The organism is Methylobacterium sp. WL6 (assembly GCF_008040095.1).
Classification (GTDB): Bacteria; Pseudomonadota; Alphaproteobacteria; order Rhizobiales; family Beijerinckiaceae; genus Methylobacterium.
Genome location: NZ_VRVH01000071.1, coordinates 1 through 20,864, shown reverse-complemented (window position 1 = coordinate 20,864; position 20,864 = coordinate 1). Strand labels below are relative to the sequence as shown.

Here is a 20,864-nt window from a genome sequence, read left to right as displayed (position 1 = left end):
GCCCCGGCGCCGCGCCCGCTTCCGGCACGTCCCGCGCCCCGCGTCGCGGCGGCCTTGCCGGAGGAGGACGTGGGTGGCGGTTCCGAGGAGCCGCTCTCGCTCGCCGCGCCCGGGCTGTCGTCGGGGCCGATCTACTGAGCGTCACCCGGCCGGCGGGTGTGCCTCCCGTGCGCCACCGGCCCGCGAAAGCGTGGCCGGACGGGTCGTCCGGCTTGACTTGAGCGTGCCCCGGGCCATCGTCCCCGGATGCAGGACAACACGCGGAAAGCACCCGCCATGCGCTCGAACGCCGTCTCCGTCGCTTTGGGCGTCGGCCTCATCCTCGCCGGCTGCCTGCAGCCGGCCTTCGCCCGCTCGGCGCGGGAGGACATCGAGCCTTCCGAGGAGCGCGCCTTCCCCTTCGACGCCAACATCCCGGCCTGCCAGGATTCGAGCGTGCTGGAGAAGGTCTCGACGCAGTTCGCCGAGAAGGAGGCGAAGTTCTGGAACTCGTCCCTGACGATCGTAGCCTACGACACGATCGAGCGGACGGCGTGGCGGCCGTGGGGTCTCGATTTCATCCCGCGGCGATTCTGCACCGCGACCGCGACCACCTCGGACGGCGTCCGCCGCAAGGTCGACTACTCCGTGCGCGAGAGCCTCGGCATCATCGGCGCGACCTGGGGCGTCGAGCTCTGCGTCCACGGCCTCGACCGCGACCTGAGCTACGCCTACGCCACCGCCTGCCGCATGGCGCGCCCGTGACGCGTGCCGGCCTCGCCCTGGCGGCCCTGCTGGCCGCCGGAAGCGCGCAGGCGCAGGACTACGGCGGCTTCGGCCGCGGCAACGACACGCCCGGCGGCTTCGACTTCTACGTCCTGGCCCTGTCCTGGTCCCCGACCTACTGCGAGACCGCCGGCCAGCGCGACGACCGCCAATGCGCCGCCGGGCGCGGCCTCGGCTTCGTCGTGCACGGGCTGTGGCCGCAATACACCCGCGGCTACCCGCAGAACTGCTCGGCCGTGCAGCGCTCGCCGACACCGCAGGCCATGGAGGTCGCCGGCCAGGTCTACCCGAGCGAGGGGCTCGCCCGCTACGAGTGGCGCAAGCACGGCACCTGCTCCGGCCTCGACCCGACCGCCTACTTCAACGCCGCCCGCACCGCGCGTCTGGCGGTGACCATCCCCGACGACCTCAAGAACTCGGGTTCGGAGCGCCGCCTGGCGCCGATCGAGATCGCGCGGCAGTTCGTGACCGCGAACCCCGGCTTGCGGCCGGACATGATGGCGGTGTCCTGCGCCCGCGGGCAGCTCCAGGACGTGCGGATCTGCTTCACCAAGGACCTGCGCGGGTTCACCGCCTGCCCGGAGGTCGCGCGCGGCAATTGCCGCGCGCCCGAGATCACGGTCGGCGCCGCGCGCTGAGCCTTTTCGGCGGATTCGGGGTCCGACGGCTGGACCCGGGCCGCCGGATCCGCTTGATCGTCCGTCATGAACTATCGCCACGCCTTCCATGCCGGCAACTTCGCGGACGTGCTCAAGCACCTTGTGCTGACGCGGGTGCTCGCGCATCTCGGCCTCAAGCCGGCGCCCTATCGGGCGATCGACACCCATGCGGGCCTCGGCTTCTACGACCTCACCGCGGACGAAGCCGGGCGCACCGCCGAGTGGGTCGACGGCTGGGGACGCCTCGACGACCCGTTTCCGCAGGCCGTGGAGGATCTGCTTGCCCCCTACCGCGCCGCGGTCGCCGCGGTCCGGGCGCGCCACGGCGCCACCACCTATCCCGGCTCGCCGGCGCTGATCCGCGAGTTCTTGCGAGCCGAGGACCAGGGCGTGTTCGTCGAGCTGCATCCCGAGGACCACGCGGTGCTGCGCGAGCGCTTCAACGGTCACGCCCGCACCAAGGTGCTGCACCTCGACGGCTGGACCGCCCTCAACGCGATGATCCCGCCGCCCGAGCGCCGCGGGCTCGTCCTGATCGACCCGCCCTACGAGGTGCCGGGCGAGATCGACCGGCTCGGCGCCCATCTGGCCAGGGCGGTGGCGAAGTGGCCGACCGGCGTGTTCCTGGCCTGGTACCCGATCAAGACCCTCGCCGCCGTCGACCGCATGGTCGCCGCGCTGGACGGCGCCCTGACCCGCCCGGCGCTCCGCCTCGACCTCATGATCGACCGGCCCGACGACACGCGGCTCACCGGCAACGGCCTGATCGTGGTCAACCCGCCCTGGCGCCTGGCGGAGGAAGCCGCGCTGTTCCTGCCGGCCCTGGCCGAGCGCCTGGCCCGCGGCGCGTACGGCGCGTTTCGCTGCGAGGCGATCGGGACGGTTGCTTGAAGTCCGTCGGATCCGCCCCGCATCCGAGACCACACCTCATCCCGAGGTGCCGCAGCGACGCGGAACCCTCCAAGGCGCCCTCCAGAGGCCGCCGAGCGGTCCGGAGGCCTCCTTCGAGGACCGATCGCGCGGCTACCTCAGGATGAGGAGGAAGATGGGATCGACCGGCAGCGACCTCACGCATGCGCCAGGATGGCCAGCAGCAGCAATGCGATGATGTTGGTGATCTTGATCGCCGGGTTCACCGCGGGGCCGGCGGTGTCCTTGTAGGGGTCGCCGACGGTATCGCCGGTGACGGCCGCCTTGTGCGCGTCCGAGCCCTTGCCGCCGTGATGGCCGTCCTCGATGTACTTCTTCGCGTTGTCCCAGGCGCCGCCGCCCGAGGTCATCGAGATCGCCACGTAGAGGCCGGTGAGGATCACGCCGAGAAGGCTCGCGCCGACCGTGGCGAAGGCCTGGGACTTGCCCGCGACGAGCTGGATCGCGAAGAACAGCACGATCGGCATCAGCACCGGCAGCAGCGAGGGCACGATCATCTCGCGGATCGCCGCCCGCGTCAGCATGTCGACGGCGCGGCCGTAATCCGGCCGGTCGGTGCCGGCCATGATCCCCGGCTTCTCCCGGAACTGGCGGCGGACCTCCTCGACCACGGCGCCGGCCGCCCGGCCCACGGCCGTCATCGCCATGCCGGCGAACAGGAACGGAATCAGCCCCCCGATCAGCAGGCCGACGACGACGTAGGGGTTGGACAGCGAGAAATCGACCGTGACGCCCTTGAAGAAGCGGTACTGCGTGTCGCTGGCGTTGGCGATGAAGTAGTCGAGGTCCGAGGTGTAGGCGGCGAACAGCACCAGCGCCCCGAGGCCGGCCGAGCCGATCGCGTAGCCCTTGGTGACCGCCTTGGTGGTGTTGCCGACGGCGTCGAGGGCGTCGGTTGACTTGCGGACCTCGGAGGGCAGGCCCGCCATCTCGGCGATGCCGCCGGCGTTGTCGGTGACCGGGCCGAAGGCGTCGAGCGCCACGATGAAGCCGGCGAGCGCCAGCATCGCCGTGACCGCGATGGCGATGCCGAACAGCCCCGCCAGCGCATAGGTGGAGATGATGCCGCCGACGATCACGAGGGCCGGAAGCGCGGTCGATTCGAGCGAGACCGCGAGGCCCTGGATCACGTTGGTGCCGTGCCCGGTGACCGAGGCGTCGGCGATCGACTTCACCGGGCGGAAGTTCGTGCCGGTGTAGTACTCGGTGATGACCACGATCAGCGCGGTGATCGCGAGGCCGATCACCGCGCAGCCGAGCAGGCCGCCCGACGTGAAGCTGACGCCGGTGGAGGTGGTGAAGCGCGTCGCGAAACCGCCGAACAGGGCGAGGTTGACGGCGGCGATGGCCCCGACCGAGAGCACGCCCGCGGTGATCAGGCCCTTGTACAGCGCCCCCATGATCGACTGGTTCGACCCGAGCCGCACGGCGTAGGTGCCGGCGATCGAGGTGAGGATGCAGGCCGAGCCGATGGCCAGCGGATAGATCATCATCGCCTCGAGCACGTTGCGGCCCGCGACGTCGACCTGCCCGCCGAAGAAGATCGCCGCGAGCACCATCGTGGCGACGACGGTGACGGCGTAGGTCTCGAACAGGTCGGCCGCCATGCCGGCGCAATCGCCGACGTTGTCGCCGACGTTGTCGGCGATGGTGGCGGGGTTGCGCGGGTCGTCCTCCGGGATCCCCGCCTCGACCTTGCCGACGAGGTCGCCGCCGACGTCGGCGCCCTTGGTGAAGATGCCGCCGCCGAGGCGGGCGAAGATCGAGATCAGCGAGGCGCCGAAGCCGAGCGCGACGAGCGCGTCGATGACCTCGCGGCTGGCCGGCGGCAGGCCGGCCCCGCGGGTGAGATAGAGGTAGTAGAAGGCGACGCCGAGCAGCGCGAGCCCCGCGACCAGCATGCCGGTGACGGCGCCCGACTTGAACGCGACCTCGAGGCCGCCGCCGAGCGACGTCGAGGCCGCCTGCGCCGTGCGCACGTTGGCGCGCACCGAGACGTTCATGCCGATGAAGCCGGCCGCCCCGGACAGGACCGCGCCGATGAGGAAGCCGATGGCGACCTTGATCCCGAGGAAGAAGGCCAAAGCCGCGAACAGCACGACGCCGACGAGGCCGATGGTGGCGTATTGGCGCTTGAGATAGGCCTGCGCGCCCTCGGCGATCGCGGCGGCGATCTCCTGCATGCGCTGCGTGCCGGCGTCCCGTCTCATCACGTCGTTGATCGTCACGATGCCGTAGGCGACGGCGCACAGCCCGCCCAGGATGATCAGCAGCAAAGCGGTCATGCACCCGTCCCTTGTTCTCGTGATGCCTGGCGTCGGCTTGATGTTGTCGAGCTTGGCCCTTGGGCCCGGACGAACGGCTCGGATTCGGCATTCCTTCCCAGAAGTGCGAGACTTGATTGCCAAACTTCGCGGTCGAGCGCAAACGCCACTTTTGTATTTCGACACGAGATCTTGCTGCAACGCAGCAATGAGCATTGAATTCTGATTTGCGGCCTGCCCGCTCATCGTTGGCCGGGTTTTGCGCGTGGTCCGATCCGGACCCCGCGACGCGCGGCGGGATGCACGTTTACCGGCCGTTAACCATGACGAGCACTACCTTCGGTTGCATCAACGAAGAGTGCTCGACGATGAGTGGCGATCAGGTGGCGAAGCTCGCAGCGACGATCGAGGTGCTGACGAACGCGGTGCAGTTCCTGGTGGCGGAACGCGTCAGCATGCAGCCGCCGTCCGTGCATGGCGCGCTGCTTCAGGTCCTCCAGCGCTCGCTCTCCGCCCCGGCGGAGCGGGACGATGCGCATCCCGACGGCACGGCGGTGCAGCGGGCCGACCTCGCCCATTGGACGCCGATCATCGCCGCCACCCTCATCGACGATGTCCGGCGCCAGCTCGGCCGCGAGCCCGAGGGTTTGCCGAACGACGCGGCGCCTCAGGTTCGGACGGTCTCCGAGACCTTCTCAGAAATGGCTGAACGCGCCCGCCGCGAAACCGCGCGTGGCTCCGTCGACACCCTGAAAGCCGGGCCGTCCGCTGCCTGAGGCGACGGTGCCGAGGACCGCGACCGGCACGCCCGCGAGCGAAGCCGCCTGGCGGAACGCGTCGAGGTCGTCGGGCGCCACGGTACAGAGGATCTCGTAATCGTCGCCGCCGGTGACGGCGACGTCGAGCAGGTCGGGCCTCCCATCGACGACGCGGGCGGCGGCTTGCGAGAGCGGGACGGCCGCGGTGTCGATCGTCGCCGTCGCGCCGGCACCGGCCAGCATCTTGGCGAGGTCGCCGGCGAGCCCGTCGGACACGTCCATCGCCGCGGTCGCGAAGCGCAGCACCGCGGCGGCGAGGGCCAGCCGCGGCCGCGGGTGCAGGTAGCGGTCGGCCAGATGGCTGCGCGATGCGCCATCGAGCGCCCGGACCCATTCGGCATCCGGCTCGAGCCGCATCCGCAGGCCGAGCGCCGCGTCGCCGATGGTGCCGCTGACGCAGATCCGGTCGCCGACCCGCGCCGTGGTACGGCGCACGATGCGCCCCGCGGGGACTTCGCCGATCGCGGTGACGCCGATCAGCGCCGGACCGCCCGACCGCACCGTGTCGCCGCCGAGCAGCGGGCAGCCGGACGCCCGGCTCGCCTGCCCGAGCCCTTCGGCGAAGGCGGCGAGCCACGCCTCGGTCCAGTCCGCCGGCAAAGCCAGCGTGAGCAGGAAGCCGCGCGGCGCGGCGCCCTTGGCGGCGATGTCGGAGAGGTTCACCCCGAGCGCCTTGCGCGCGAGCGAGCCGGGCGGGTCGTCGGGAAAGTAGTGGACGCCGGAGACGATCGCGTCGGCGGTGAGCACGAGGTCGTGGCCGGGGCTCGGCGCGAGGCTCGCCGCATCGTCGCGCAGGCCGTCGGCGCCGGGACCGGCGAGCGGCGCGAAGTAGCGCGCGATCAGCGCGTCCTCGGTCGGGCGCGATGCGCTCACCGGACGCTCACCCCTGCTTGGCGCCGGCCAGTTCCGCCGCGCGGGTCTGGCGCGCGACCTTGTCGAGGACGGCGTTGACCATGCCCGGCTCGTCGCCGGTGTAGAAGCTGTGGGCGACGTCGACGTATTCCGAGATGGCGGCGCGGGCCGGAACGTCGCGGCGGAACATCAGCTCGTAGGTGCCGGCGCGCAGGATGGCGCGCAGCACCACCTCGATGCGCTTGAGCGGCCAGCCCTGGCTCAACGCCTGGTCGATCTGCGGATCGATCGTGCGCTGCTCCTCCACCACGCCGCGCAGCAGGTCGCGGAAGAAGGCAGGCTCGGCCGCCGGGTGCAGCACGCCGTCGATCTCCTTGCCGAGCCAGAAGGTCTCGAACTCAGCGAGCGCGTCGAGCACGCCCTTGCCGGAGATCTCCATGTCGTAGAGCGCCTGCACCACGGAGAGCCGGGCGCCGCTGCGCGGATTGATCTTGGTCATGATCGTCAGGCTCTCATGCAGCGGCGGCCGCGCGCTTGAGCGCCAGCACCGCGAGTGCCGCCTCGGCCGCGCCGCCGCCCTTGTTCATCTCGGAGACGCGGGCACGGGCCTGGGCCTGAGCCTCGTTCTCCACCGTCAGGATGCCGTTGCCGAGCGGCAGGCGCAGGTCGACGGACAGGTCCATCAGCGCGCGCGCGCTCTCGCCGGCGACGATGTCGTAATGCCCGGTTTCGCCGCGGATGACGCAGCCCAGAGCCACCACGGCGTCGTAGGGCGTGCCGGCCGTCTCGGCCGCTGCGAGCAGGATCGCCACCGTCGCCGGGATCTCGAGCGCGCCCGGCACCGTCACGACCGTCGCCTCGGCCTCGGCCGCCGCGATGGCGGCGCGGGCGCCTTCGAGCAGGTCGTCGGACAGGCCGTCGTAGAAGCGCGCCTCGACCACGAGGACCCGGGCGCCGGGCGTTTTCGGGGACGCGGGCGCGTCCTTGCGTTCGATGTACATGGGACTCGTGGGACTCCGGCGGACCCGCCGCGCGGGCGGCGGGCGCTGACCGACGCGCCGTCTCCGGCCGTCTCGCATCCAGGGTGTTCGGGGCAGCGAGGGTTAGACCGAAGCGGCCGCCGCCACAAGCGCGCCCGCACGGGGCCGCCTGCGGGCAGGGCATCGCTTCCATGCGCCCGGGTCCATGCGACCGAGTGCATATGCCCGATTCCCCGGGCCCGAGCGCGACGCGGCAGGCGGCGCATCGTTTTACCGGCATCGGCGTGGCCGGGATGGCCCGCGGCTTGCTCCCCGGTTTCGCCGCAGGGGTGCCGGGCGAAGGAACCGCATGAACGTCGAGCTGATCGGGCTGACCAAGCGCTACGGCGCGACCCTCGCCGTCGATGCGATCGACCTGAAAATCCCGTCGGGCGCCTATTGCTGCCTGCTCGGCCCGTCGGGCTGCGGCAAGACCACGACGCTGCGGATGATCGGCGGCCACGAGGCGGTCAGCGCCGGCGAGGTCGTGATCGGCCCGCGCGCCGTCGGTGACGCGCCGCCCGCGGAGCGCGGCACGGCGATGATGTTCCAGAGCTACGCGCTGTTCCCGCACCTGACCTGCCGGGACAACGTCGCGTTCTCGCTCAGGATGCGCGGCGTCGCGAAGGCCGAGCGCCGCGCCAAGGCCGACGCGATGCTCGACCTCGTGCAGATGGGGCACCTCGCCGACCGGCTTCCGGCGCAGCTCTCGGGCGGGCAGCAGCAGCGCGTGGCGCTCGCCCGCGCGCTGGTCACCGGACCGAAGGTGCTGCTCCTCGACGAGCCGCTTTCGGCCCTCGACCCGTTCCTCCGGGTGCGGATGCGGGTGGAGCTCAAGCGCATCCAGGCCGAACTCGGCCTCACCTTCATCCACGTCACCCACAGCCAGGAGGAGGCGATGGCGCTCTCCGACCTCGTCGTGGTGATGAACGGCGGCAAGATCGAGCAGGCCGGCGACCCGCGCACGGTGTTCGAGCGGCCGGCCTCGGCCTTCGTCGCCCGCTTCATCGGCGGCCACAACGTCATCGCCCTGCCCGAGGGCAAGGTCGCGGTGCGCGCCGACCGGATGCGGCTCGGGGCCGAGGCCGGCGACGGCGCCGTGCAGGCCCGCGTCCTCGCGGTCGAGTACCAGGGCGCCAGCGTGCAGGTGGCGCTCGAGGCGGACGGGATGACCGAGCCGGGCGGGCTGAGCGCGGTCGTGGACGACGCGACCTTCGCCGGCCGTCCGCTGGCGCCGGGCGACCGCGTGGCGCTCGGCTGGGACCCCGCCGCCGCGCACCGCCTGGACGCCTGACGCGACCGGCATCAAGAAAAGAAAGGGACGACGATGACCAACGGCATCAGATTCACGCGGCGCACGCTGCTCCAGGGAGCCGGCACCGCCCTCGCGGCCGGGCCGATCACCGGGTTTCCCGCCGTCCACGCGGCCGAGCCGGTGACGCTGCGCTACCTCGGCACCGCCGTGAACCAGTCCGGCGACATCGCCCGGAAGGTGAAGGAGGATCTCGGGATCACGATCGAGTACATCCCGGTCGTCACCGACGAGGTGACGAAGCGCGCGGTGACGCAGCCGAACTCCTTCGACCTGATCGACACCGAGTTCTTCAGCCTGAAGAAGATCGTCCCCTCGGGCAACATCCTCGGCATGGATGCGCGCCGGATCAAGAACGCCGACAAGATCACCCCGATCTTCACCAAGGGCGAGATCGCCGGCAAGGCGATCGGCGACCAGGGCACCGCGCCGAAGAAGGTGTTCTACCTCGAAGGCCAGACGGGCAAGACCTTCGCGTCGTCGCCGACCGAGTGGATCACCCTGATCCCGACGACCTACAACGCCGACACGCTCGGCATCCGCCCGGACCTGATCAAGCGCCCGATCACCAGCTGGAAGGAGCTGCTGAACCCCGAGTTCAAGGGCCGCGCCTCGATCCTCAACATCCCCTCCATCGGCATCATGGACGCGGCGATGGTGGTGGAGGCCACCGGCGACTACACCTACGCCGACAAGGGCAACATGACGAAGGCGGAGATCGACCGCACGATCAAGCTGCTGATCGAGGCCAAGCGCGCCGGCCAGTTCCGCGCCTTCTGGCAGGACTTCAACGAGTCCGTGAACCTGATGGCGTCCGGCGAGACGGTGATCCAGTCGATGTGGTCGCCCGCCGTCACCAAGGTGCGCACGCAGGGGGTCGCCTGCACCTATCAGCCGCTGAAGGAAGGCTACCGCGCCTGGGCCACGGGCTTCGGCCTGCCGAAGACGCTGACCGGCCGCAAGCTCGACGCGGCCTACGACTTCGTCAACTGGTTCCTCTCCGGCTGGGCCGGCGCCTACCTCAACCGCCAGGGCTACTATTCCGCCGTGCCCGAGACCGCCAAGACCCAGATGGAGCCCTACGAGTGGGCCTACTGGATGGAGGGCAAGCCCGCCGAGAAGGACATCCACGGCCCCGACGGCGGCCTGCTCGAGAAGGCCGGCGCCACCCGCGACGGCGGCTCGTTCGAGGCCCGCATGGGCGCGGTCGCCTGCTGGAACGCGGTCATGGACGAGAACACCTACATGGTCCGCAAGTGGAACGAGTTCATCGCGGCGTGAAGACGATGGCTGCGCCGCGCCCCTCGTTCGCCGAGGCCATGGCGCTCACGCACTTCGGCATGTCGTCTATGCACGGATCGTTCGAAGCACCGCCCTGCCCCCTCTCCCGTCCGGGAGAGGGAACCCGCGATTCGAGGACAGGCGCCGTGGAACCGGTCGCCCGCGGACGCGGAAGGGAACGGCGCCCGCTGCATCGGTCGGAGGGCTCGCGATGAGCGACGTTGCGCTTCCTGCCCTCGCCGACGTGCCGGCGAATTCGGTTCGGGCCGAGGCCGCCCCGGCCCGCCGCCGGCGGCCCCTCGCCTATCTTCAGGCCGCGCCGATGGCGCTGGTGTTCTTGGTCTTCCTCGCGATCCCGCTCCTGCTGACGCTGATGGTCAGCTTCTGGGAGTACAACGAGTACGAGATCATCCCAGCCTTCACGCTGCAGAACTACCGCGACGTGTTCGAGGGCTGCGGCAACCTCGCGGACCCGTGCACCACGGCGCGGACCTATCTCTCGACCCTCAAGTTCTGCGCGCTGACGCTGGCCTTCACGCTGCTGATCGGGTTCCCGGTCGCGTACTTCCTCGCCTTCCACGTCCGTTCGCGCACCGTGCAGATGGGGCTGTTCCTGCTGTGCACGATCCCGTTCTGGACCTCGAACGTGATCCGCATGATCTCGTGGATTCCGCTGCTCGGGCGCAACGGCCTCGTCAACGACACTCTGCAGGGGATGGGCGTGATCGGGAGCCCGATCGAGGGTCTGCTGTACTCGGACTTCTCGGTGACCTTGGCTTTCGTGCACCTCTACACGGTCTTCATGATCGTGCCGATCTTCAACAGCATGGCGCGGATCGACCGGTCGCTGATCGAGGCGGCCTACGATGCCGGGGCCACGGGGTGGCAGACGCTGTGGAGCGTGATCGTTCCCCTGTGCAAGCCGGGCATCGCCATCGGGACGATCTTCGTTCTCACCCTCGTGATGGGCGACTTCGTCACCGTCGGCGTGATGGGCGGCCAGCAGATCGCGTCGGTCGGCAAGGTGATCCAGGTGCAGATGTCGTACCTGCAGTTCCCGGCCGCGGCCGCCAACGCCGTGGTGCTGCTCGCCGCCGTGCTGATTATGATCCTCGGGCTCACCCGGGTGATCGACCTGCGGCGGGAACTCTGACCATGACGGAGCCTTCGGCGTGAGCGATCGTCCCCGAGGCCTGGCCTTCGCCGCGCTGGCCGCGTTCTTCGCGCTCTACGTGCTGTTCCTCTACGGCCCGACCCTGACGATCCTGGCGCTGAGCTTCCAGGGTCCGCAGGGCGGCCTGACGTTTCCGATGAACGGCGTCTCGACGCACTGGTTCGCCAAGCTCTGGGCCGGCGGCGGCATCGTCGACATCTGGGCGGCGTTCGGGCGCTCGCTCCGCCTCGGCTTCGTGGTGATGGCGCTCACCGTCGTCCTGGCGTTCTTCGCGGGCCTCGCCTTCCGCAAGGGCTTTCGCGGCGCCAACGCCCTGTTCGCCATCGCGGTCGCCAGCCTGATCGTGCCCTCGATCGTGGTCTCCCTCGGGATCGGCCTCGAGTTCCGTCTGGTCGACGACGCGATCAACGCTTTGGCGGCCGCCACCGGCTGGGGATGGCTGCAGGACCACGGCACCGCCATGGGGCTCTACACCTCGGCGCTCGGGGCGCACCTGACCTGGACGCTGCCCTTCGGCCTTCTCATCATGTTCGCGGTCTTCAACCGGTTCGATCCGGCCTACGAGGAGGCCGCCCGCGACCTCGGCGCGACCGGAGCGCAGACGCTGCGCCACGTCGTGGTCCCGATCCTGGCGCCGGCCCTGGTCGGCGTCGCCCTGTTCGGCTTCACCCTGTCCTTCGACGAGCTCGCCCGCACCAGCCAGGCGATCGGCGGGCGCAACACCCTGCCGCTCGAGCTCCAGGGTCTCACCACCACGGTGACGACGCCGGAGATCTACGCGCTGGGAAGCCTGACGACGGCGGTGTCGGCCGTGGTGATCGGCACGGCGCTCGCGGCGAGCCTGTGGCTGCAGCGCCGCCGGGCCCGCCGCAGCCTGGCGCTGCCGTAGCGGCTCGTCCGCGATCGCGCGATGCCTCCGGGATCGTACGTTCAGCCCCCGCGAACGCGACGCGCGGGCTTGCTGATACGTCCGGCCGCTCCGATCGCGCCAAGGGCCGATCAGTCGGTGCCGGCCGGCTCCTCGCCGGAGCCGACGAGCGTCAGGCGCGGGGTCGAGGCCTTGCGCTCGGCGGTCTCGATCAGGCGAAGGCTCGTCGCCTGGCGGCTCTTCTTCAGGTCCTCGGCGATCTCGCTCGTGTTTCCGGAGATCCGCTTGGCGCGCTTGTCGTATTCCGCCATCGAAACGACGGAGGAGTCACCGGTCTCGGGGATGCGCGCCATGTCCACCTCGAAGGAAGAGACCGTCCGCACGAGCGCGTGGCGGGCATGACCCGAGCCTAGCACGCTTTCCCGCATTCCCGCCGAACGATTTGCCGTCGACCCACCGTGCGGTTCTCGGATCGAGACGCGCGCTTTCGTGTTTGTCGCACGCGGTGTTTGCTAAATGTCGCCGAGTGTGCAAAAAGTACAACATCGATCTCTGGCCAGATATCCGGCCGTTCCGTCCGTAATGGACGTGCGCTGATTTTCTCCCACATTTCGACGACCCGCGACCTGGCGCGTGATTCACATGCGCCGGTCGAATTATGACGACTGATAAGATACGGAATTTTCTATGAGCACCGGCACCGTCAAGTGGTTCAACGATCAGAAGGGCTTCGGCTTCATCCAGCCGGATGACGGCGGCAAGGACGTCTTCGTGCACATCTCGGCTGTGGAGCGCGCCGGAATGCGCGGCCTGACCGAAGGCCAGAAGATCTCCTACGAGATGGAGACCGATCGTCGTAGCGGCAAGCAGTCCGCCGGCAGCCTCCAGGCCGCCTGAGCACCGAGTTCGCCTCGGATCGTCGTCGAAGCCGTCCCACCCGGGACGGCTTCGCGCGTTTTCGGAGCGTTGCGACCGAAGCGCGATGAGCGAGTCTCATCGCCGACCGCGTCCCGCCACGGCGGGGCGGCCGCCATCCGCCGAGCGTCATGGGCCGCGAGCCTTGCGATTCGGTCCGACCTGTCTGACCGCAGCCGGCATGGGGCCGGGGGCGCATAAGGATCTTGTGTGAATCAATCCAAGGACAACCAGTTCTCCGACCGGCTCGAGACCGCTGCGAAGGCGCGGGAAGCGATGCTGGCGCGCTATCGTTCGCGGCCGGCCGCCGATGATCCCGCCGTCGTCGCCCGCCAGGCCGAGCGTCAGGCCGTGATCGAGGCCCGCGAGGAGCGCAACAAGGAGCGCGAGGCCGCCCGGGTCGCCGCCGAGATCCAGCGCGTCGCCGAGGCGAAGGCCCAACGCGAGTTCGAGGCCGCCGAGGTGCTGCGCATTGCCGCCGAGAAGGCAGAGCGTCAGGCCGCCCTGGCCGCCGAGCAGAAAGAGGCGCGCGACGCCCGCTTCGCAGCGCGCAAGCTGCGCGCGCGCAAGTAGGCCCGCAGCCGAGCCCCGGCGACGATCCGACCGACACGGCTCAGGCCGCGGCGGGCGGGCCGGCGCCACCCGACCCAGCCGAATCCGTCACTTCGAACGTCGCACCCGCCCCGGGTCCGGCAGCCGGCGTCGCGGCGATCAGGAGTGATGTACGATGTCCCACAAGTTCAAGCTCGGCCAGCGTGTCCGTCAGTCGCGCGGCGGCTTCGGCTCCGTCAAGGACGATGCCTCGGGCCTGCTGTGCGAGATCGTCCGCCTGATGCCCGAGGACCGGACCGGCGAGCCCTGCTACCGGATCAAGTCCTCGGCCGGCGAGCGCGCCGCCAACGAGAGCGAGCTCTCCCTCGCCGGCTGATTCGCCACGGCGGCTGCGAACGGTCGCCGCACACGGCCCCAACGCCTTCGGCGTCTCGCGCGCGGACGTCTGCAAGGCGCGCGGACGTGCCGTGCGTTGCCAAACGCGCGGACCTGCGCCATCTCAGCCTCGATGCCGGCCGAGGCCCTTCTCGCCAGCCGCATGCGGCTCCCGCTGACGGGCCGGGTGGCGTCTCCCGCCCCGGTCCGCCCATCGATCGGGAGCCGTTCCATCCCTGGGCGGCGTTTCACGTTGACCCCAACCCCAAGCAGGCAATGAGTAAGCGCACCAGGCAAAGGCCGCAGGAGCGAGGCTCCGTGCTGTTCGACGTCGTCTACGAGGACGGTTCGCAAGCCTCGAACCGCCGCGTCCCGATGGAGATCCTCGGCGGTCTCGACGGCGACGAGCCGGCCCGCGAGGTGATCTCGGCACAGGACGAGGAGATCGCCCAGAAGTCGGGGCGTCCGCAGCGGACGATCCTCAGTCTCTCGCGTTCGCCGATCCCCGAAGCGAAACCGAAGCCGCCCCGCGTCGCGTAAGGGAGCGCGACAGTGGGAGAGCACGACATGGGCCACAAGTTTCATCTCGGGCAGCTCGTGCGTCGCCGCGACCTCGCGGCGGCGCGAAACGGCAACCGCATCTTCGAGGTGATCGGCCTGTTGCCGGCCGAGGCGGGCGCGCCGAATTATCGGATTCGCAGCACCGAGGCCGGTACGCACGAGGTGCGCGAGGACGGCCTGACGGCCGCCTCGTGCTGCTCGGCGCCGGCATCCTGATCAGCGTCGGACCGAGCGCGCGTTGGAGCGGCGCGTCGGGAGTGGCATAAGACGGACGTCCCGCTTCCGGGGCCTCCGCCCGGACCTTCGCCCGATGCGCCGCCTCCCGCCGGCCCCGACATTCCCCGGCACGACAGCACCCCGCACCGCACGGTGCCCGGCATGACCGCGCCGGACCTCGCGACCGTGCGTCGCCCGGCCCAGCGCCGGCTGGGCGGCCCGCGCACCCTGTGGAAGCGGCTCGCCCGCGCCATCGGCGACCTGCTGCCGAAGGGGCTCTATGCCCGCTCGCTGATCATCATCATCGCCCCGGTGGTGCTGCTGCAATCGGTGATCGCCTACACCTTCATGGAGCGGCACTGGCAGCTGGTGACCAAGCGCCTGTCCTCGGCCGTCACCGCCGACGTCGCGGCCCTGATCGACATCTACGAGGTCTATCCCCAGGACAAGGACGCCGAGACGCTCTCGCGCATCGCCGGCGAGCGGCTGAACCTCGACCTCGACATCCTGAAGGGGGCCAAGATCCCGCCGCCGGGGCCGCGGCCGTTCTTCTCGATCCTCGACGAGGCGCTGTCGGACGAGCTGAAGCGGCAGATCGGCCGGCCGTTCTGGATCGACACCGTCGGGCGCTCGAACCTGATCGAGATCCGCGTCGCGATCCCCGACGGGGTGATGCGCATCACCGCCCGCCGCTCGCAGGCCTACGCCTCGAACTCGCACATCTTCCTGGTCTGGATGATCGGCTCGTCGATGGTGCTGCTCGGCGTGGCGATCCTGTTCCTGCGCAACCAGATCAAGCCGATCCTGCGGCTGGCCGCGGTGGCGGAGGGCTTCGGCAAGGGCCGCGAGATCGAGTTCCGCCCCCGCGGCGCCCGCGAGGTCCGCCAGGCCGGCCACGCCTTCATCGAGATGAAGCGCCGCATCGAGCGGGCGATGGAGCAGCGCACGACGATGCTCAACGGCGTGAGCCACGACCTGCGCACCATCATCACCCGGTTCCGCCTCTCGCTCGCCCTGATCGAGCAGACCCCGGAGATCGACGAGCTCTCGCGCGACGTCGACGAGATGAGCCGGATGCTGGAAGGCTACCTCGCCTTCGCCCGCGGTGATTCGGCCGAGAACGCGGCGCCGACCGACATGCGCGCCCTGCTGGAGGACCTGCGCACCGACGTCGAGCGCCTGGGCGCCCAGGTCTCGGATTTCGAGCTGGCCGGGTCGCCCTCGGTCACCGTCCGGCCGGACGCGTTCCGGCGCTGCCTGTTCAACCTCGCCGCCAACGCCGCGCGCTACGGCGAGACGGTGGCGATCTCCGGCCGGGCCGAGGCGCGGGCGTTCTTCGTCTCGATCGACGACGACGGCCCGGGCATCGCGCTCGAGAGCCGCGAGGAGGTGTTCAAGCCGTTCGTGCGCCTCGACGATGCGCGGCAGGATGCCGGCGGCTCGGGCCTCGGCCTGTCGATCGCCCGCGACATCGCCCGTGCTCATGGCGGCGACGTCTCGCTCCACGACAGCCCGCTCGGCGGCCTGCGGGCGACGGTGCGGGTGCCGGCGTGACGGCGGCGCCGCCCCAGGCTCGTCAGCGGGCGCGTTCCTGGATGTGCGTGATCTCGAGACGGGCGCTCGTGAGGAGGTATTCCAGGGTCTTCAGGTCCAGGCCGGCCTCGTGGAAACGGACCTGCAATCCTGCCTCCCCCCTCCAGTCGTACCCGGCGTCGGAGGGAAGATATTTGAGCAGCATCGCGCTGGCGACGTTCGTCCGGACGTAGCCGCGATGACGGACCAGCCTGCCGATCTGCAGCACCAGCGCGTCAATCTGCGCGCGATCCGACATGATCGAGCGCGGCTTCGACACAGGTGAGCGCATCAATTCGGTTTCCCCTTGTTAGGGGCGAACATAGACGCCGAGACTTGCGTCTTTCTTAGCAACGCCGATCGATCTCGTAAAAATGTTCGCGTTGCCACCCCGCCGATATTTGTCGAACCGGGCTGCGGGCAAGCTCGATCGCGCGGCAAAAAAACGGTGCGCCGGGTGTCCCCACGGCCACGCCGGGATGCTAAGGACGAGCGATCCGTCCAAGCGCGAGGGCTGCGCCGCCGCCCCGCACGACCTGAGTGCCGTTCATGAACCCGCTCGTTCCGCTCTTCATCCTGATCTCGCTGCCGCTCGCCGCGATCGGCCTCGTGCTCTACACCGACACCGGCATCGAGCCGGCCCTGTTCTACGCGTCGGTGAAGACCTTCGTGATCCTGGCCGTCATCGCCGTGGCGCTGTCGTTCGGCGCGAGCAAGCTGGCCGAGCGCTCCAAGAACTGAGCGCTGCGTCCCTCCCGGCACGCGGCGTGCAGAGAGCAGGCTTCGTTCCGGGCAGGACGGCGCGCCGGGCAATCGCGAGGCTCGGCTGCGCGAATCACGAGGGCGTTTCCATGATGCAGATCGTTCCGGCCTTCGGACGCATCGGCGAGGAGAACGCCTTCGCCGTCCTCGCGCGGGCCAACGCGCTGGCGGCCCAGGGGCGCGACGTCATCAATCTCGGCATCGGCCAGCCCGACATGCCGACCCCGGCCCACATCGTCGAGGCCGGCATCCAGGCGTTGCGCGACGGCCATCACGGCTACACGCCGGCCACCGGCATCCTTCCCTTGCGCGAGGCGGTCGCCCGCGACATCCACCGGCGCCACGGCGTCGAGGTCTCACCCGAAAGCGTGATGATCGTGCCCGGCGGCAAGGTCACCATGTTCATGGCGATCCTGATGTTCGGCGAGCCCGGCGCCGAGATCCTCTATCCCGACCCCGGCTTCCCGATCTACCGCTCGATGATCGAGTTCACCGGCGCGACGCCGGTCCCGGTGCCGATCCGCGAGGGCAACGGCTTCGCCTTCTCGGCCGAGGAGACCCTGGCGCTGATCACGCCGCGGACCCGGCTGCTCATCGTCAACTCGCCGGCGAACCCGACCGGCGGCGTGACCCCGAAGGCCGAGATCGACGCCCTGGTGAAGGGGCTCGCCGACCACCCCGGCGTGGCGGTGATGTCGGACGAGATCTACGGCACCATGACCTACGACGGGCAGGCGCATCACTCGCTGCTCAAGTACGAAGCGATCCGCGACCGGCTGATCTACCTCGACGGCGCCTCGAAGACCTACGCGATGACCGGTTGGCGGCTCGGCTGGTCGGTCTGGCCGAAGCCGCTCTACGAGGCGGCGCGCAAGCTCGCGGTCAACGCCCATTCCTGCGTCAACGCGGCGACGCAGTGGGCCGGCATCGCCGCGCTCGACGGGTCGCAGGATTGCGTGGCCGAGATGGTCGCCGAGTTCGACCGGCGGCGGACGATCGTGGTCGACGGCCTCAACGACCTGCCCGGCGTCTCCTGCATCGTGCCGAAGGGCGCGTTCTACGCGTTCCCGAACGTCGGCCGCACCGGCTGGAAGGCCAAGGCCCTGGCCTCGACCCTGCTGGAGGAGGCCGGCGTCGCCGTCATCGGCGGCCCGGATTTCGGCGTGCACGGCGAGGGCTACATCCGCCTGTCCTACGCCAACTCGGCCGAGAACATCCTGCGCGCGCTCGAGCGGATGAAGACGTTCCTCAGCGAGCGCAAGCCGGGCTGAGGCGACGGTCGGACGCGTACCCTTCCCTCCCCCCGCAAGGGGGAGGGAAGACCCGAGCCCCTCAGGCCGCCATCGCCTGCGCGTTCGGCTCGGCCGCGCGCACGTCCGCGTCGACATGCTGCTCGAAGCGCTTGAAGTTCTCCTTGAACATGCCGACGAGCCGGTTCGCCGTCTCGGCGAAGGCCGCCTTGTTGGCCCAGGTCTTCACCGGCTGGAGGATGTGCGGCTCGACGCCGGGCACCGAGACCGGCACCGCGAAGCCGAAATACGGGTCGCGCCGGAACTCGGTCTTCGACAGCGAGCCGTCGAGCGCCGCCGTGAGCAGCCGGCGGGTGACGCGGATCGGCATCCGCCGCCCGGTGCCGACGCCGCCGCCGGTCCAGCCGGTGTTGACGAGCCAGCAATCGACGTCGTGCCGGGCGATGAGGTCGCGCAGCAGGTTGCCGTAGGTGCTCGGGTGGCGCGGCATGAACGGCGCGCCGAAACAGGTCGAGAACGTCGCCTCGGGCCCGGTCAGCCCGCGCTCGGTGCCGGCGACCTTGGCGGTGTAGCCGGAGAGGAAGTGGTACATCGCCTCCGCACCGGTGAGCTTGGCGATCGGCGGCATCACGCCGAACGCGTCGCAGGTCAGCATCACGATGTTCTTCGGGTGCTCGGCCCGGCCGGTGTCGCTGGCGTTGGCGATGAAGTCGAGCGGGTAGGCGCAGCGGGTGTTCTCGGTGAGCGAGGCGTCGTCGAAATCCGGAATCCGGGTCTCGGGGTCGATCACCACGTTCTCCATCACCGTGCCGAAGCGCTCGGTGGTGGCGTAGATCTCGGGCTCGGCGTTGCGCGAGAGCCGGATGGTCTTGGCGTAGCAGCCGCCCTCGAAGTTGAAGATCCCGTCCGAACTCCAGCCGTGCTCGTCGTCGCCGAGCAGCTTGCGCGAGGAATCGTTGGAGAGCGTGGTCTTGCCGGTGCCCGACAGCCCGAAGAAAATCGCGGAGCCGCCTTCGGCGTCGAGGGCGGCGTTGGCCGAGCAGTGCATCGGCATCACCCCGGCGCCCGGCAGGATGTAGTTCAGGTAGGTAAAGACCGACTTCTTCATCTCGCCGGCATAGGCCGAGCCGCCGATCAGCACGATCCTGCGGGTGAAGTCGATGGCGATGACGGTCTTCGAGCGGCAGCCGTGGCGGGCCGGGTCGGCCTGGAAGCTCGGCAGGTCGATGATGGTCATGTCCGGGACGTAGGCTGCGATCTCGGCGCGCGGCGGCCGGATCAGCAGGTTGCGGATGAAGAGCGAGTGCCAGGCGAATTCCGAGAACACCCGCGCTTTCACCCGGTGCGCCGGGTCGGCGCCGCCGTAGAGGTCCTGCGCGAACAGCTCGCGGCCTTCGGCGTGGGCCTGGAAGTCGGCGAGCAGGGCGGCGAACTGGTCGGGCGTGATCGCGCCGTTGTTCTCCCACCAGATCTCGTTCTTGGTGCTCGCGTCGCGCACCACGAACTTGTCCTTGGGCGAGCGCCCGGTATGGCTGCCGGTGGTCGCCACCAGCGCGCCGCCGCGCGCCAGGCGGCTCTCGCCGCGGGCGAGGGATTCCTCGTAGAGGCGCGGGGCCTCGAGGTTCCAGTGCACGGCCTTCAGGTTGCGCAGGCCGATCGCCTCCGCGCCGTGGGCCGCGTTATGATCGCCGATGTTGCTCAAGGTCTCTCTCCCGGGCCCCTGCTCGCGCCGTGTCGCTGCTCCGGGCGCGCCAGGCGCCGGATCATGGGAGCGTCCGTGCGGTCGTACAGGACCGCCGCACGCAGGTTCGCCGCTCCCGGCTCGTCTTGGATAGGCGGCAAGCTTTCGCCGTCAACTTGGACGAAGGGTGGAGGGGGACAGACGAGGGCCGCTTGTCAGGGGGCCGGAAACCGTTCACCCGAGCGCATCGCATCGCCGCCGCGTGGGACCCCACGCCGCCTTCATCCCGGCCGCGTTCGGCGGTATCGCATGGGCGCTCCCGCCCCGACCCGGCCCCGCCCAGGCCCCGCCCAGGAAAACGAACCGTTCATGCCGCAAGCCGTCGCCGGCCCCGAGATCGAGCGCCTGATCCAGCTGCTCGCGCGGATGCCGGGCCTAGGGCCCCGCTCCGCCCGGCGGGCGGCCCTGCAGCTCATCAAGAAGCGGGACACGCTGCTCGCGCCGCTGGCCGACGCGATGCGGGTCGCGGTCGAGCGCATCGTCGTCTGCCGCGAATGCGGAAACGTCGACACCTGCGATCCGTGCACGATCTGCAGCGACCCGTCGCGCGACCCGACGCTGCTGGTCGTGGTCGAGGACGTGTCCGATCTCTGGGCGCTGGAACGCTCGGGCGCGGTGCAGGCGCGCTACCACGTGCTCGGCGGCGTGCTCTCGGCCCTCGACGGGGTCCGGCCCGAGCACCTCAACATCGCCAGCCTCGTGGAGCGGGCGGCCCGGCCGGAGGTGAAGGAGATCATCATCGCGCTGAACGCCACGGTCGACGGGCAGACCACGGCCCACTACGTCACCGATGCGATCAAGGACCTCGGCCTGACGGTGACGCGGCTCGCCCACGGCGTGCCGGTCGGCGGCGAGCTCGACTATCTCGACGAGGGCACGCTGACGGCGGCGATCCGCAGCCGCACGGCGTTCTAGGACCTGCCGCGGCGGCGGCGGCGCGGGCATTTGACCGCCCTCCCCCCGCATCCTATTCCGGCG

General features: G+C 70.2%; 24 protein-coding genes. 17 read left to right on the top strand and 7 right to left on the bottom strand.

Features of this window, described 5'->3' with window-relative positions; genetic code table 11:
* Positions 1-276 precede the first annotated feature (276 nt).
* The 3 genes from FV230_RS12225 to rlmJ all read left to right on the top strand — a co-directional run bounded on the left by FV230_RS12225 (position 277) and on the right by rlmJ (position 2,315).
* Positions 277-744 (top strand): hypothetical protein, encoded by a 468-nt coding sequence (locus FV230_RS12225; RefSeq protein WP_147842583.1) that lies wholly within the window; start codon positions 277-279, stop codon positions 742-744.
* Positions 741-1,403 carry a ribonuclease T2 gene (locus tag FV230_RS12220; RefSeq protein ID WP_147842582.1) on the top strand — a complete coding sequence of 221 codons (663 nt, stop codon included), beginning with the start codon at positions 741-743 and terminating at the stop codon, positions 1,401-1,403. The genes FV230_RS12225 and FV230_RS12220 overlap by 4 nt, the downstream gene beginning before the upstream one ends.
* A gap of 66 nt (positions 1,404-1,469) precedes the next feature.
* Complete coding sequence (gene rlmJ / locus FV230_RS12215; protein ID WP_147842581.1) at positions 1,470-2,315, top strand: 23S rRNA (adenine(2030)-N(6))-methyltransferase RlmJ; 846 nt, start codon at positions 1,470-1,472, stop codon at positions 2,313-2,315.
* A 176-nt stretch (positions 2,316-2,491) separates the two neighbouring features.
* Here the strand turns inward: rlmJ and FV230_RS12205 are convergent, their stop codons facing one another.
* Positions 2,492-4,639: a sodium-translocating pyrophosphatase gene (locus FV230_RS12205; RefSeq protein WP_147727576.1), complete on the bottom strand. Its 2,148-nt coding sequence runs from the start codon at positions 4,637-4,639 to the stop codon at positions 2,492-2,494.
* Positions 4,640-4,917: 278 nt separating this feature from the next.
* On the opposite strand from FV230_RS12205, the gene FV230_RS12200 reads away from it, so the two are divergent.
* On the top strand, positions 4,918-5,394 hold the full coding sequence (locus FV230_RS12200) for a hypothetical protein (protein ID WP_246694835.1): 477 nt from the start codon (positions 4,918-4,920) through the stop codon (positions 5,392-5,394).
* Here the strand turns inward: FV230_RS12200 and thiL are convergent.
* From thiL to ribH, 3 genes are read right to left on the bottom strand one after another with little or no spacing between them, the layout of a single operon-like run.
* A complete protein-coding gene (gene thiL, locus FV230_RS12195) occupies positions 5,314-6,309 on the bottom strand; it encodes a thiamine-phosphate kinase (RefSeq protein ID WP_147842579.1) in 996 nt (331 codons plus the stop codon). The genes FV230_RS12200 and thiL overlap by 81 nt on opposite strands.
* 7 nt (positions 6,310-6,316) lie before the next feature.
* Complete coding sequence (gene nusB, locus FV230_RS12190; RefSeq protein WP_147727574.1) at positions 6,317-6,787, bottom strand: transcription antitermination factor NusB; 471 nt, start codon at positions 6,785-6,787, stop codon at positions 6,317-6,319.
* 13 nt (positions 6,788-6,800) lie between these two features.
* A complete protein-coding gene (ribH, locus tag FV230_RS12185; RefSeq protein ID WP_147727573.1) occupies positions 6,801-7,289 on the bottom strand; it encodes a 6,7-dimethyl-8-ribityllumazine synthase in 489 nt (162 codons plus the stop codon).
* A 328-nt stretch (positions 7,290-7,617) separates the two neighbouring features.
* Between ribH and FV230_RS12180 the strand changes: the two genes are divergently transcribed.
* The 4 genes from FV230_RS12180 to FV230_RS12165 all read left to right on the top strand — a co-directional run bounded on the left by FV230_RS12180 (position 7,618) and on the right by FV230_RS12165 (position 11,963).
* Positions 7,618-8,601: an ABC transporter ATP-binding protein gene (locus FV230_RS12180; RefSeq protein WP_147842578.1), complete on the top strand. Its 984-nt coding sequence runs from the start codon at positions 7,618-7,620 to the stop codon at positions 8,599-8,601.
* Between the two features lie 33 nt (positions 8,602-8,634).
* Positions 8,635-9,900: an extracellular solute-binding protein gene (locus FV230_RS12175; RefSeq protein WP_147726894.1), complete on the top strand. Its 1,266-nt coding sequence runs from the start codon at positions 8,635-8,637 to the stop codon at positions 9,898-9,900.
* A 211-nt stretch (positions 9,901-10,111) separates the two neighbouring features.
* Entirely contained in the window at positions 10,112-11,053 is a 942-nt protein-coding gene (locus FV230_RS12170) for an ABC transporter permease (RefSeq protein WP_147842577.1), read from the top strand.
* A gap of 19 nt (positions 11,054-11,072) precedes the next feature.
* Positions 11,073-11,963 (top strand): ABC transporter permease, encoded by an 891-nt coding sequence (locus tag FV230_RS12165; RefSeq protein WP_147842576.1) that lies wholly within the window; start codon positions 11,073-11,075, stop codon positions 11,961-11,963.
* Between the two features lie 110 nt (positions 11,964-12,073).
* On the opposite strand, the gene FV230_RS12160 is transcribed toward FV230_RS12165, so the two are convergent.
* The gene (locus tag FV230_RS12160; RefSeq protein WP_147726900.1) at positions 12,074-12,295 is read right to left on the bottom strand and encodes a hypothetical protein; all 222 of its coding nucleotides are present in this window, start codon (positions 12,293-12,295) and stop codon (positions 12,074-12,076) included.
* 334 nt (positions 12,296-12,629) lie between these two features.
* On the opposite strand from FV230_RS12160, the gene FV230_RS12155 reads away from it, so the two are divergent.
* The 6 genes from FV230_RS12155 to FV230_RS12130 all read left to right on the top strand — a co-directional run bounded on the left by FV230_RS12155 (position 12,630) and on the right by FV230_RS12130 (position 16,115).
* Positions 12,630-12,839 (top strand): cold-shock protein, encoded by a 210-nt coding sequence (locus tag FV230_RS12155; RefSeq protein ID WP_147726903.1) that lies wholly within the window; start codon positions 12,630-12,632, stop codon positions 12,837-12,839.
* A gap of 228 nt (positions 12,840-13,067) precedes the next feature.
* Positions 13,068-13,430, top strand: a complete 363-nt coding sequence (locus FV230_RS12150) for a DUF6481 family protein (protein ID WP_147726905.1) — start codon at positions 13,068-13,070, stop codon at positions 13,428-13,430.
* 154 nt (positions 13,431-13,584) lie between these two features.
* A complete protein-coding gene (locus FV230_RS12145; RefSeq protein WP_147842575.1) occupies positions 13,585-13,785 on the top strand; it encodes a hypothetical protein in 201 nt (66 codons plus the stop codon).
* Positions 13,786-14,060: 275 nt separating this feature from the next.
* The gene (locus FV230_RS12140) at positions 14,061-14,324 is read left to right on the top strand and encodes a hypothetical protein (RefSeq protein ID WP_147726909.1); all 264 of its coding nucleotides are present in this window, start codon (positions 14,061-14,063) and stop codon (positions 14,322-14,324) included.
* Between the two features lie 27 nt (positions 14,325-14,351).
* A complete protein-coding gene (locus tag FV230_RS12135; protein ID WP_147726911.1) occupies positions 14,352-14,561 on the top strand; it encodes a hypothetical protein in 210 nt (69 codons plus the stop codon).
* Between the two features lie 162 nt (positions 14,562-14,723).
* Positions 14,724-16,115 carry an ATP-binding protein gene (locus FV230_RS12130; RefSeq protein WP_147842574.1) on the top strand — a complete coding sequence of 464 codons (1,392 nt, stop codon included), beginning with the start codon at positions 14,724-14,726 and terminating at the stop codon, positions 16,113-16,115.
* A gap of 22 nt (positions 16,116-16,137) precedes the next feature.
* Here FV230_RS12130 and FV230_RS12125 read toward each other — a convergent pair whose 3' ends face one another.
* Positions 16,138-16,413 (bottom strand): hypothetical protein, encoded by a 276-nt coding sequence (locus tag FV230_RS12125; protein ID WP_147726914.1) that lies wholly within the window; start codon positions 16,411-16,413, stop codon positions 16,138-16,140.
* A gap of 269 nt (positions 16,414-16,682) precedes the next feature.
* On the opposite strand from FV230_RS12125, the gene FV230_RS12120 reads away from it, so the two are divergent.
* On the top strand, positions 16,683-16,874 hold the full coding sequence (locus FV230_RS12120) for a hypothetical protein (protein ID WP_147726916.1): 192 nt from the start codon (positions 16,683-16,685) through the stop codon (positions 16,872-16,874).
* Positions 16,875-16,984: 110 nt separating this feature from the next.
* The gene (locus FV230_RS12115; RefSeq protein WP_147842573.1) at positions 16,985-18,166 is read left to right on the top strand and encodes a pyridoxal phosphate-dependent aminotransferase; all 1,182 of its coding nucleotides are present in this window, start codon (positions 16,985-16,987) and stop codon (positions 18,164-18,166) included.
* 61 nt (positions 18,167-18,227) lie between these two features.
* Here FV230_RS12115 and FV230_RS12110 read toward each other — a convergent pair whose 3' ends face one another.
* Complete coding sequence (locus tag FV230_RS12110) at positions 18,228-19,847, bottom strand: phosphoenolpyruvate carboxykinase (RefSeq protein ID WP_147842572.1); 1,620 nt, start codon at positions 19,845-19,847, stop codon at positions 18,228-18,230.
* A gap of 348 nt (positions 19,848-20,195) precedes the next feature.
* Between FV230_RS12110 and recR the strand changes: the two genes are divergently transcribed.
* On the top strand, positions 20,196-20,801 hold the full coding sequence (gene recR, locus FV230_RS12105; RefSeq protein WP_147730063.1) for a recombination mediator RecR: 606 nt from the start codon (positions 20,196-20,198) through the stop codon (positions 20,799-20,801).
* The last annotated feature ends 63 nt before the right edge of the window (positions 20,802-20,864 follow it).